At 69.6% G+C, this 12,240-nt stretch carries 11 protein-coding genes; 8 read left to right on the top strand and 3 right to left on the bottom strand.

What is annotated here, in order from left to right:
* Positions 1-103 precede the first annotated feature (103 nt).
* The gene (locus ACFYTS_RS31215) at positions 104-1,327 is read left to right on the top strand and encodes an erythromycin esterase family protein (RefSeq protein ID WP_387309073.1); all 1,224 of its coding nucleotides are present in this window, start codon (positions 104-106) and stop codon (positions 1,325-1,327) included.
* 350 nt (positions 1,328-1,677) lie between these two features.
* On the opposite strand, the gene ACFYTS_RS31210 is transcribed toward ACFYTS_RS31215, so the two are convergent.
* Positions 1,678-3,039 carry a DoxX family protein gene (locus ACFYTS_RS31210; RefSeq protein WP_387309072.1) on the bottom strand — a complete coding sequence of 454 codons (1,362 nt, stop codon included), beginning with the start codon at positions 3,037-3,039 and terminating at the stop codon, positions 1,678-1,680.
* A gap of 516 nt (positions 3,040-3,555) precedes the next feature.
* Between ACFYTS_RS31210 and ACFYTS_RS31205 the strand changes: the two genes are divergently transcribed.
* The gene (locus ACFYTS_RS31205) at positions 3,556-5,223 is read left to right on the top strand and encodes a bifunctional 3'-5' exonuclease/DNA polymerase (RefSeq protein WP_387309108.1); all 1,668 of its coding nucleotides are present in this window, start codon (positions 3,556-3,558) and stop codon (positions 5,221-5,223) included.
* Positions 5,224-5,451: 228 nt separating this feature from the next.
* Here the strand turns inward: ACFYTS_RS31205 and ACFYTS_RS31200 are convergent, their stop codons facing one another.
* A complete protein-coding gene (locus ACFYTS_RS31200) occupies positions 5,452-6,276 on the bottom strand; it encodes an SDR family oxidoreductase (protein ID WP_387309071.1) in 825 nt (274 codons plus the stop codon).
* Positions 6,277-6,426: 150 nt separating this feature from the next.
* On the opposite strand from ACFYTS_RS31200, the gene ACFYTS_RS31195 reads away from it, so the two are divergent.
* Entirely contained in the window at positions 6,427-7,359 is a 933-nt protein-coding gene (locus tag ACFYTS_RS31195; protein WP_387309070.1) for an alpha/beta fold hydrolase, read from the top strand.
* A 4-nt stretch (positions 7,360-7,363) separates the two neighbouring features.
* Here ACFYTS_RS31195 and ACFYTS_RS31190 read toward each other — a convergent pair whose 3' ends face one another.
* Entirely contained in the window at positions 7,364-7,990 is a 627-nt protein-coding gene (locus tag ACFYTS_RS31190; protein WP_357285374.1) for a helix-turn-helix domain-containing protein, read from the bottom strand.
* 150 nt (positions 7,991-8,140) lie between these two features.
* On the opposite strand from ACFYTS_RS31190, the gene ACFYTS_RS31185 reads away from it, so the two are divergent.
* The 5 genes from ACFYTS_RS31185 to ACFYTS_RS31165 all read left to right on the top strand — a co-directional run bounded on the left by ACFYTS_RS31185 (position 8,141) and on the right by ACFYTS_RS31165 (position 12,224).
* Positions 8,141-8,578, top strand: a complete 438-nt coding sequence (locus tag ACFYTS_RS31185; RefSeq protein WP_357285377.1) for a hypothetical protein — start codon at positions 8,141-8,143, stop codon at positions 8,576-8,578.
* 166 nt (positions 8,579-8,744) lie between these two features.
* Entirely contained in the window at positions 8,745-10,124 is a 1,380-nt protein-coding gene (locus tag ACFYTS_RS31180; protein WP_387309069.1) for a hypothetical protein, read from the top strand.
* Positions 10,121-10,528: a FixH family protein gene (locus tag ACFYTS_RS31175; protein ID WP_387309068.1), complete on the top strand. Its 408-nt coding sequence runs from the start codon at positions 10,121-10,123 to the stop codon at positions 10,526-10,528. Before ACFYTS_RS31180 ends, ACFYTS_RS31175 begins: the two co-directional genes overlap by 4 nt.
* A 29-nt stretch (positions 10,529-10,557) precedes the next feature.
* Positions 10,558-11,679 carry a hypothetical protein gene (locus ACFYTS_RS31170; protein ID WP_387309067.1) on the top strand — a complete coding sequence of 374 codons (1,122 nt, stop codon included), beginning with the start codon at positions 10,558-10,560 and terminating at the stop codon, positions 11,677-11,679.
* On the top strand, positions 11,676-12,224 hold the full coding sequence (locus ACFYTS_RS31165; protein ID WP_357285388.1) for a hypothetical protein: 549 nt from the start codon (positions 11,676-11,678) through the stop codon (positions 12,222-12,224). Before ACFYTS_RS31170 ends, ACFYTS_RS31165 begins: the two co-directional genes overlap by 4 nt.
* Positions 12,225-12,240 lie beyond the last annotated feature (16 nt).

Here is a 12,240-nt window from a genome sequence, read left to right as displayed (position 1 = left end):
CCTCCTTTGAGGGTTGTCCTGCTCCGAACAGGAACAACTTCACACAAGTTTCACCCGAACCTTCAACGATACTGTCGAAGGCAGTCCTGCTGGAAGGAGTGCCATGTCCGCAACCACCCCCACCTCCCCGAGCGCGATCGGCCGCCGAGCCGATGACCGCGCGGCCCTGGGCCTCGCTCTGGACGAGCTACTGTCCGCCCGCACCACACCACCGGCCGTGTTCGCGCTCGGCGAGCCGACCCATGGGATCGCGGCATTCCCGCTGCTGCGCAACGACATTCTGAGCCGGCTGGCCGACCGGGGGTTCCGGTCGATCGCGCTGGAGATCGATTTCCTGGCGGCGGGGATCGTCGATGACTACGTCAATGGGTCGGAGGCGGCGATCGATGCCGTGCTGTCCACGGGGTTCAGCCACGGATTCGGATCGATACCCGGTAATCGCGAACTCGTCGAGTGGCTGCGCGAATACAACGCGGGCCGAGCGCCCTCGGAGCGGGTGCGGTTCTACGGATTCGACGCGCCGGTGGAGTACGCGGGTGCGCCGAGCCCCCGGTCCGCGTTGTGCGCGCTGGCCGACCGGCTGCCGAAGGCGCTGCTGCCCGCATCGGTCGCCGAACTCGACGGGCTGCTGGGCGCGGACGCCGAGTGGACGAACCAGGCGGCCATGTTCGATCCGGCGGCCTCGATCGGCGACTCCGACCGCGCCCGCGCGCTGCGCCTGATCGCCGACGACCTCGCCGATGCCCTGCACCGCGCGGGCCCCTCGCTGCGCGCGGCCGATCCGACCGGTTACGCCGAGGCCGTCATCCACGCGCGGTCCGCGCTGGGGTTGCTGCGCTACCACGCCGCCATGGCCACCCCGGGCCCCGACCGTATCGGCAGCCTGTCCGGTGTGCGATCGGAGATGATGGCGAACAACATCCTGGCGATTGTCGAGCGAGAACAGCGGCGCGGGCCGACGCTCGTCTTCGCGCACAATTCGCACCTGCATCCCCGGGTGCCGGACCAGCCCGCATGGAGCAACGCGGGCGCGCTGGCCGCCTTCACCCTCGGCGAGCGCTACCTGTTCGTGGCGACCGACGCGACCCCCGCCCCGGTTCCGGGCACCCTGCAGGGTGTGCTCGCCGAGGCGACCCCCGGCCGCGCCCTGTTCCCGGCGCGTGCGCTCGCTGCCGCCCTGTCCCCCGCGATCGCGTCCGCCGAACCGATTGTGCGCGGCCATTTCCCGCTCACGCTCGCCGATCTCGACGGCGCCGACGCGGTCGTCTTCATCACCGACACCGACGGCGCACAGCATCAATACTGGTTGACGTCTTCTCCTGCCTGAAGGCCGGAGATTCCTGTCAGCGCCCTGGCGGGCGCTCCGGGTGGGTTCCTGTTTCGCTGGGACTTGCTTTCCGTCAGACGGAAAGACTGACGGTCCCTCCGCAGGCGTTCAGCCTCTCGGCCCGTCCGGCGGCGAGGATGTGATGGGCGGCGTGCAGATCGCGGTCGTGGGTGGTTCCGCCGCCCGCGGCAACGGCACGCCGGCCAGCGCCCGACGCAGCCGATCGATCTCGATGCGGCCCCGATCCAGCGCCGCATTCACACTGCCATGACCTCGGCGATGCTGGCCGAAGGGCTTCATCCAAGATCATCTGGGGCACACGACACAGCCCGCAGAGCTTGAAACTCGAGCTAGCGGAGGTACGGCGCCGGCTGGACCCAGTGGAACCCACGCGAGATCAACCGGAAGCGGTCGAGATCGACCCAGGTCAGGCGCAGATGAACCGGACGGCCGGCCAGCTGACCGTCCAGCATCAGCTGATCAGGCTGGGGCTGTTCGTAATTCAGGACGGCGAGCTTCCACTGGTGCGCCAGATCCTTCGTAATGGTCACGGTGTGCAGATCGGTATCGATCTCCACCGGGAACGACACCAGCGAGTCGTCCATGCGCTGAGCGGTCACGCCCTGCGGGATGTCGAAGATGAGACGGCGGAATCGGTCCGCCGGACCGATGAGCCGGCCATCCGATGGCGCGGACCGGAAGTCGACCAGCGCCGGGACCTCCTGGCCCGCGACCGTGTACTCGGTGACATTCCAAATCCCGTAGAGCGGCGAGTGCGGTCGGCCATTTCCGTACGTCTGCCAGGCGTCGTGCCCCTCACCGAGAGTCGTGAAGAGTATCCACATCCCCAGAATCACCTGTGCCGCCACCAGGATTCGCCGCCCGCGCGGCGAGGAGACCAGCGGCTCGGGCCGGCGCACCGGCACCGCGCGCCCGACCAGCGCCCGGACGGTGCGTGCGATATCCGGGGCAGCCAGCACCATCGCATACACCAGCAGCTCGCCGGAGAGTATTTTCACCGGCACATCGAAGGTGAGGTTCAGCAGGAACACCTGGAGGGTCACCACGACTGACAGGAGCGCACCCAGTCCCGCGGTGAACGGCAGGATCAGCAGCAAACCTGCGGTGACTTCTGCTGCGCCCAAGGCGATTTCATACGGCTCAGAGCTGGCCGTCTGCGACCACAACACCGCCATCGGGCTCAGATCGCCGAACGGCTCCACCAGCCGGTCCAGCGCGAACGCCATCTGCGAGGGCAATAGTTTCGTGACGCCGTACAGCAGCAGGGCGCTCATCAGGGCCAGACGTACCACCATCCGGAACCACGCGTACAGCCGCAGATAGTCCGGCCGCCGCCGGTCCAGCACCGACCACACCGCCGTGATCGGCACCGCGACGAACAGTAGGGTGAAAATCGACACCCAATTCGCCGCGGTATCTCCGCTTCCCGTGTACGACCAGTCGACATGGACGCCGAAGACATGCTCTCCCAGCCAATCCGTGAGCGGATGCAGTGCCGTCCATTTCGCCACACCCACCACGGTCTGCTGCGAGACTCCCACCGACCGCAGCAGCATGTGCAGCACCCACACCCCGGCCATTCCAACACCCAGCGTCACGAACGAATACCGGAACACCATCCGCCGCAACGGACTCCATCGCGGCTCACCCGTCACCGCGACGTCCGCCTCGACGGCCAACTGCACAACCACACCGATTCCTCCGAGAGCTACCGCACCTGATTACCCTGCGACGCTGAACGTTAGGTCAGCGAACGGTCGGTTCGTACCCGGCAAATCCCTTGCCCCTACACCCCTTGCCCCCCGGGATCGGGGCCAGGGGCGGCTCCCGGCTGACGGCCCCGGCTGGGGCGCATTCTGCGTCGGAGGCTTATCGTGCGCTGGCTCTTCGCCCGGTCGTCTCGCTTCGAGTCTGATCCAGCGCAATGGCGGGCGGGCCCTGACGGACCTGCTCGCCCTGCTCTGCCTCGGATACGGACGGGCTTCTTCTACGCCGAGCGGCTCCACACAGTGCGGGCCGCGATGAAGTCGACGACGTCCTGAAGACACCCAGCAACATACGGGCATCGAAACCCGCCGGGCCACGACCACGCCGCAGAGCTTGAAACTCCAGCTAGCGGACAATCCGGTAGCGCCGCCCTCCCCGCGGACACCCGGCCACGGTCGGGTGTCACGGAATTGTCTGTGCCCGCTGCCAGACTCACCGGTATGCGGTGGGCGGTGGCGGAGACGGGTGACGGCGGGGCACGGGTGTGCCCGCTGGACGAGCGTGGCCGACCGGCGGGCCCGGTGGTCGAGGAATCCTCGCTCGCGGAGGCGGTGCGGGCGCGGCCGGAGGTCGAGCGGTGGGTGTGGCGGTCGACGGCGGCGATCTACAAGCGGCTGCTCGACGCCGGGGTGCGAGTGGACCGCTGCTATGACGTGGAGGCTGCCGAAGCGCTGCTGATCGGGCACGAACAGGGCCAGTCCGGGCAGGCCCGTTCGCTGGCCGCCGCGTGGGCGCGGGTGCACGGCCTACCGGTCCCCCAGGACGCGCCCGCCCGGGCCGCCGATACCGAACCGACCCTGTTCGAATCCGGGCCGGTGCCATTGCCATCCGGGACCGACGAGTTCACCGCGTTGCTCGAGGTGTACGCGGGACAGGTGGCGCGCACGGCCGCGGCCGAGTACCCGGCCCGCGTGCGGATGCTGCTCGCCGCCGAGTCCGCGGGGTTGCTGGTGGCGACGGAGATGTCGCGCGCCGGGATTCCGTGGCGCGCCGATGTCCACCGCGAACTACTCGATTCCCTGCTGGGCGAACGCGTGCCGAGCGGGTCGGAGCCACGACGGCTGGCCGAACTTGCCGACGAGGTGTCGCGGGCCTTCGGGACCGGGGTGCGGGTCCGGCCCGACCTCCCCCAGGACATCATCCGCGCGTTCGCCCGCGCGGGAATCCTGTTGTCCTCCACCCGCAAATGGGAGCTCCAGGACGTCGATCATCCGGCCGTGGAACCGCTGCTGGAGTACAAGAAGCTCTACCGCCTGCACACCGCCCACGGCTGGTCCTGGATCGACCAGTGGGTGCGCGACGGCCGATTCCGGCCCGAATACCTGCCGGGCGGTACGGTGACCGGCCGCTGGACCACCAATGGCGGTGGCGCGCTTCAGATTCCGAAGATCGTGCGCCGCGCCATCCGCGCGGACCCCGGGTGGCGGCTGGTGGTCGCCGACGCCGACCAGATGGAACCGCGGGTGCTGGCCGCCATCTCCCGCGACCGCGGGTTGATGGAGGTGGCGGGCCGCGGCGAGGACCTCTACGCCGATCTGGCCGCCCGGGCCTTCGGCGGCGACCGCGCCCAGGCCAAGATCGCCATGCTGGGCGCGATCTACGGCCAGACCTCCGGCGACGCGCTCACTCACATGGCCGAACTGCGGCGACGCTATCCGGCCGCGGTCGCCTTCGTCGACGACGCGGCCATCGCCGGTGAACAGGGCCGCCTGGTCCGCACCTGGTTCGGCCGAACCTGTCCTCCCGCAACCGCTTTCGACCAGCCCGACGACGAGGCCGGCAATTCTCCGGGCTTCGGCAGCACCCCGCGTGCCCGGGCCCGAGGCCGCTTCACCCGCAACTTCGTCGTCCAGGGCAGTGCCGCCGACTGGACGCTGCTGCTGCTCGCGGGCCTGCGCCACACCCTGCATACCGCCGGACTGCGCGCGGAACTGGTGTTCTTCCAGCACGACGAGGTCATCGTGCACTGCCCCGAGGAGGAGGCCGCGACCGTCGCCGACGCGATCGCCCGAGCCGCCGACACCGCCGGTCGACTCGCGTTCGGCTCGACCCCGGTGCGCTTCCCGTTCACCACCGCCATAGTCGAGTGCTACGCGGACGCGAAGTAGGCCCGAATCAGCAGCGGCCGGCACCTGCGCATGCGAGCCACGTGTGGTGGCGGAGACTGTGCAGTCGTCGTGCACTCGCCAATGCCTGCGGCGTGGGTCGCCCTTGCCGTGTCAGGTATTCACCGCGCGTTGCGGCTACCCGCCTCCGGCATGGCCGCTGTGACAGGCCCCGCGTGCACCGTCGGCCACGGCGACTGCTCGGGTTGGCTCAGCGCGGTTGCCCAGTGGTCACTCCCCGCCCGCGCTCTCGAGCAGTCGCGCCTGGTAGTGCCGCATGCCCGCCAGCCAGCGGTCGTAGTCGGCGCCCTTGCGGCGGTACATGTCGAGGACTTCCGGGTGCGGCAGGATCAGGAAGCGCTCGTCGTCGACGGCGGCCAACACCAGTTCGCCGACCTCGTCGGGGGTCAGGACCGCGCCCGCCGAGGTGACCGCACGGGTGGCGGCCATGCCGAGAGTGTCGCCGGAGTGTTCGCCCGCGCGTAGCAGCGCGGTCTCCACCCCCATCGGGCACAGGCAGCTGACCCGGATCCCGGCGTCGCCGTAGGTGACCGAGAGCCATTCGGCGAATCCGACGGCGGCGTGTTTGGTGACCGAGTATGCGGCCGAACCGATCTGGGTGAGCAGCCCCGCCGCCGAGGCGGTGCTGACGAAGTATCCCTCGCCGCGTTCGACCCAGCCGGGCACCAGCAGACGCGCCGCCCGGATGTGCGCGTTGAGGTTCACGTCGAGGGTGACACCCCAGTCCTTGTCGTCGCCGAGCCCGATCCCGCCCATGACGCCCGCATTGGCGAAATACAGGTCCACCGGCCCGAATTCGGTCTCGCACCGGACGATGAGCTCGGCGATGCGATCGGTGTCGGCCACATCGGCGCCGACCGCCACGGCCGCGCCCGGGAATTCCGGTTCCAGCGCGGCGACCACGGCCGCGGCCGCGTCGGCGTTCAGATCCGCGACCACCACCCGCGCCCCGGCCCGCACCAGCCGGTCGGCGATCGCCCCACCGATGCCGCCGCCGCCTCCTGTGACAATGGCGTTCTTGCCCGCGACCTGCACGGATGCTCCCTCCGGCCGATTCCGGCCGCCGATCCGCCCATCGGAGGCTGGATCGAACGCGCCGGCTCATGGAAATATGAACCCTGCGTCGGATTCAAGTTCATGACTGCCCCGGCGTCAACCGTCCCGGTCTCGAGAGGTGAACAGCCGATGCGGACAGCACATCCGGTGGACGAGTGGAATCGCCTGGGCAGCAGGCAGGTCGCGACCAATGGCATCGACCTGCGGGTGGTCGAGCATGGCGAGGGCACGCCGGTGGTGTTCTGCCACGGGTTCCCGGAGCTCGGCTTCTCGTGGCGGCATCAGGTGTTCGCGCTGGCCGAGGCCGGTTTCCGGACGCTGACACTGGATATGCGCGGCTACGGCGGCAGTTCGCGACCGGCCGGGATCGAGGCGTACGACCTGCTCACGGTGTGCCGGGATCTGGTCGGGCTGCTCGACGCGTACGGGCTCGAGGACGCGATCTTCGTGGGCCACGACTGGGGCGCGTCGGTGGTGTGGCATCTGGCCCGCGAGTTCCCGGAGCGGGTGCGGGCGGTGGCGGGGCTGAGCGTGCCCGCCACGCCGCGCTCGTCGGCGCCGCCGCTGCCGATCATGCGCAAGCGGCTGGGTGAGGACTTCTACATGGTGTGGTTCCAGGAGCCCGGCGTCGCGGACGCGGTGCTGGCGGCGGATGTGCGGCGCACGCTGTTGCGTGACGATATCGTCACCGCGGCGACGTTCCTGGACACCGGCGAGCCGGAGCCGCCGCTGCCGCCGTGGCTCAGCGAAGCCGAATTCGATTACTACGTGGAGGCTTTCACCCGCACCGGGTTCACCGGCGGGCTGAACTACTACCGCACCCTCGATCTGACCTGGGAGCTGACCGCGCACCTGGAGGGCGTGAAGATCGACTGCCCGTCGCTGTTCATCGCCGGGTCGACCGATCCGGTCATCCGTTTCACGCCGATGCACAAGATGGCGGCGATGCTCGGTGATCTGCGCGGCTCGCTCATCCTCGACGGCGCGGGCCACTGGATTCAGCAGCAGCGGCCCGAGGAGGTCAATGCCGCGCTGATCGAATTCGCGCGCGGTCTGGGCTGATCGGTCAGTCCGTTTTCAGTTGCAGCGCGTTCACCCACAGCTGGGTCAGGGTGGTGACGAGTTTCTCGAACGGAATCCGTTGCTTCTGAACGAAAACCATCGACGCCATCCGGCTCACCATGGCAGACAGCGCGTGCGCGGTGATCATCGGATCCAGGTCGGCACTGGCCTGCCCGGATTCCTGCAGTTCGCGGATCATGCGCGCGTTGCGCTGCGCGAACGCCTTCCCGCGTTCCATCCGCATGCGCCGGAAGTTCTCGTCGATCTGGGCGACCTGTTCGAACAGGGCCATGAGCCGGGCATTGCGCTTGTAGGACAACAGGTAATCACGGTTGGCCGCCTCGATCAGGGCGCGCGGATCGGTGATCCCGCTGCGCTCACGCACATGCGGATGCAGCATCTCCTCCGACACCTGCTCGACCAGCGCGGCGAAGATCTCTTCCTTGCTGTCGAAGTAGGTGTAGAAGGATCCGGCCGCCATGCCCGCGGTCTTGGAGATGTCGGCGATCTTGGCGTCCAGGTAGCCGTCCCGCTCGAACACCTCCCGCGCGGCCGCGATCAGCGCACCCCGGGTCCGCTGTCCACGCCGGGTGGGCGGCTCGGCCCGCCGCGACGCACTCTCGCCTGCCATCGATTCGGACGCCAAAACTGATCACTGCCTGTCGTTTCGCGGATGATTCTCCAGGCAGCAACCGTATCAATACGGGCGGGCCGGACAGCACAGGACGGCGCGCGCCCGCCCATCCACCGTTCGGCGGCGGCTCGGGTGGAGACTGGGCGGATGCAGGATGCCTCGCAGGTGATCGTGGTGGACGCCGCCAATGTGGTCGGGTCGCGGCCGGACGGATGGTGGCGCGACCGGGCCGGGGCGGCGCGGCGGCTGCTCGGCGAGCTGGGTGCGCTGCGGACGCGGCTGCCCGGGTCGACGCGGATCATCGTGGTGTTGGAGGGAGCGGCCAAGGCCGCCGCCGACCGGGGCGGTGACGGGCACGCCGCCGACGGTGAGAGCGGTTCGGACGGGTCGGCGGGAGTGCGCGTCGTGCTGGCCGGCGGGTCCGGCGACGACACGATCGTCGAGGTGGTGGCCGCCGAGGTCGGGGGCTCGGATCCCATGCCCGCGATCACGGTGGTGACGGCCGATCGCGGATTGCGGGCGCGGGTCGAATCCCTCGGCGCGACAACGGTCGGGCCCGGCTGGCTTCGAAACCACCTGTCGTAGCCGGTCTTCCACCCCCTGGTGATCGCGTTTACCCTGATACCGCCCTGAGGCGATATCCCCCGCGGGTGGGATTTCCCGGGCGGCGGTTTTCGGTAGGTTCGGAACGGTGCAGCCGCCGTTGAACGTTCGTCTGCGCGGGGTGGGCCTGATAATCGGGGTGCTCTGCGTGTCCCTGCTGGGTTCCTGGTTCGCGCCCCAGGCCCGGGCCGACGGGGCCGCGAGCGGCGGCGATCTGACCGTGGCGCAGTCACTCGGGGCCCGGGAGCTGACCGTTGTGGTGCGGCGGGCCGAGGCCGGACCGCTGCGGGTCGAGGTCGTGACGCACGCGGGGACGGCGCCGGGGACGCTCGCGCTCACCGCGACGCCCGTCGATCGTGGGGGTGAGACATCCACGGGGACTGTCGAGCTCGGGGATCGGCCCGGCATCTACGCCGCCACCCTGCGGGTGGATCAGGCGGGACCGTGGGAATTGACCGTCGCCGATGGTGAACGCATCGCGCGGATACCGTTCCTCGTGGCCGCGCGGGTGGTGACGCCCTGGGAGCGGGCGGCTTATGGCGGATTCTTCGCGGCCGGAGCGCTGCTGCTGGTGGCATTGGGCACCGCGCTGCTCTCCAAGCGGGGGTGGCCGACCTTGATTCCGGTGGGCGCGCTGATCGCCGCGGTGACGGTGGGCACGACCGGGGCGGTGTTGTCATCGCACGCACCGCAGCCGCGGCCCGCGGGCAGTCTGCTCGATCCGACCTCGGGCAATGTCGGAAATCCGTATCCGGAGCGGGATCTGCCGCTGACCGCGAACTACTCACGGCCCCCAGCCAATCTGACGGTGCGCGCGCAGCCCGCCGACACGGGCAAGCCGACCGAGCTCGCGCTGTCGCTGACCGATTCGGCGACGGGGCGGCCGGTGGACGACCTGCTGGTCAGCGATGACGCGCTCCTGCATCTGATGGTGGTCGGGCCGTCCGGACGGCTGTGGCATCGGCATCCGATCCGGGTCGCGCCCGGCGAATATCGGGTCAGCCTGGGGTCCACCGAATCCGGTGACTACGCGGTGGCCGCCGAAATCGCCCGGCGCGGTGGCGGCGTGCAATTGCTGCGCTCCTCGCTGCGGATCAGTGGCCGAGGCGACTCCGGTCCCGGTGATGGCCAGGGCGCCGCCGCGAGCGGAGCGACGCTGACCACGACCGAGGCGGTCTCGGGTGAACCCACCACGCTCACCGCCGCATTCGGCGGCCCGGCCGATCTCCAGCCCTGGCTGGGCATGGTCGGCCATCTCATCGCGGTCGGCCCGCTGCCCGACGGGGTGCCCGCCGGAACGGCCGCGGCCACCGTCCCCATCTGGGCGCACGCGCACGCCATGGCACCGCTGCCCGCCGTCGGCTCGCAACCACCCGACGAGACCGTGGCCGCGTTCGGCCCGAATGTGGCTTTCACCTTCACTTTTCCACTGCCCGGCCGGTACCTGGTGTGGGCGCAGGCCGAGCGCGGCTACTCGGTGATGACCGTTCCGGCCACCGTCGACGTTCGAGCGGGGGTCCCGCAATGACCAAGCGCACCGGGATGATCGTGGCCGTCGTCGCCGTACTGGCGGCGGTCGCGGCGTGGCTGTGGTGGCCCGCCGATGCCGCGCCATCGGTGTCCCGCAGCGCCGCCGGGCCCTATCAGGTGGAACTGCGGGTGTCCGGCGGCTCCGCGCACGCCGGTGACAACACCGTCGATCTCGCGATCACCGACGCCCAGGGCACGGCCGCGGCACCGGACAAGGTGTCGGTGGAGCCCGCCATGCCGCAGATGGGCCATGCCCTCCCGCCGAGCACCGCCACCGTGATCACGCCGGGCCACTACCGGGCGACGGTGACGCTGCCGATGCCCGGGCAGTGGGAGATCGCCGTGAAACTGTCCGGCGCACCGGGTTCCGGGAGCGCCGTCTTCTCCGTTCCGGCCCATTGAATCGAAGGAAAGAGGATCAGGAGCAGCACATGGACCTCACCGCCAATGGTCGCGGGCTCACCGCCGAAGCGACCGCACCGATCACCGTCCGCCCCTGGCTACCCGCGGCGATCCTCTTCGCCGCCAGCATGACCTTCGCGGTCGGGTCCACCTGGGACATCCAGTGGCACACCGATGTCGGACCCGACACCTTCTTCACCCTGCCGCACCTGTTCATCTACGCCAGCGCGGCGGTCGCCGGATTCACCGGTCTGACAGTCATTCTCATCACCACCGCCGCCGGGCGTGCGGGCCGCCGGGTGGACGGCGAACTGGGCGGTCCCGGTATCGGCGTGTTCGGCCGCACCTTCACCGCGCCGCTGGGCTACATGGTGGCCGCCCTCGGCGCGGCCTCGTTCCTGCTGTACGGGCTGTGGGATCTGTGGTGGCACAGCCTCTACGGGTTCGACGCCATCATCGACTCGCCGCCGCACATCGGATTGTTCCTGTCCAGCACGGTGATCTCGGTCGGCACGGTGATCGTGTTCGCGGCGGCGCGGGCGCACCGGTGGGGCCGGGTGGGCGCGCTGTTCGCGCTGGCGCATCTGGCGACGTCGAGCACCGTCACCGCGCTGGCGGTGCAGCGGCTCAGCGTCGGGTCGGTGCGGTGGACCGTGGCGGTCACCGCGTTCATGGTGATCCTGCTGATGGTGGTCGGCGCCGGCTTCGAACGGTGGGGCGCGACCGTCACCGCGGTCTTCGCCTCCGGCATCCAGGGCGTGTTCTGGTGGTTCGCGCCGTGGGCGGCCCGGACCTACGCCGATTTCGTGGGATTGCCCATGCGCGAACACATTCGGGGTATTCCGGCGACACCGGCGCTCATCCCGTTCTGCCTGATCCCCGTCGGCATCGTGATCGACGTGCTCCTGCGCCGCGCCGACGCCCGCGCCCGCCTGCTGCCCATCCTGGCCGGCGCCCTCGGCGGGGCGATCATCGGCGGCTTCAACCCCGTCCAGCAGATCATCATCTACGACGCCCACCTACCCCGGGCCACGGTCATCGTGGCCACCACCGTCGCGGCCGCCGTGCTCGGCGCGCTGGCCGGGTACCTGGGCCGGCCGTTCGGCGAGATGCTGCGTCTGGCCGCCCCCTCCGAGAAGGTCAGCGCATGATCAACCGCCTCGTCACCCTCGCCGCAACGCTTTTCGCGATCATCGGACTGACCGCGGCCACCGCGGGCACGGCGTCGGCTTATCAACCGGTGAATATCGTGCACACCGAACACGTGCAGGCAGGGCCGTATTCGATAACCGTGGGATTCAGCGAATGGCCGCTGCGCGCCATGCAATCCCTGGACTTCACCTTCATCCCCGACGGCGGTGTCGACGACAAGACCGGCACCCTCACCGAATACCTGCCCAATGGCAAAGTCCGCCGCGCCGAACCCCTTTCCCGGCATCCGCGCAAGCGCGACGTGTGGGGGTTGGACGTCCGCTCGCTCGACCAAGAGGGCTCCTGGAAATTTCATTTCGTCATCGACGGCCCGCAGGGGCGCGGTGAAGGCGACCTCACCAACCTCCAGGTCCTCGAACAGCCCGGTCCACCACTGGGTATCAGCTGGGCGATCAGCACTCTTCCGTTGATCGGCCTGATCGCGTTCCTCGTCTACGCGTGGCGCCGCAACCGCCGCCCGGCCCCGGTCATGCAACCTGCCTGATGGCTGGCCGATAGTC

This window comes from Nocardia sp. NPDC004151, assembly GCF_042874235.1.
Lineage (GTDB): Bacteria > Actinomycetota > Actinomycetes > Mycobacteriales > Mycobacteriaceae > Nocardia.
This window is presented reverse-complemented; position numbering and strand designations above follow the sequence as displayed.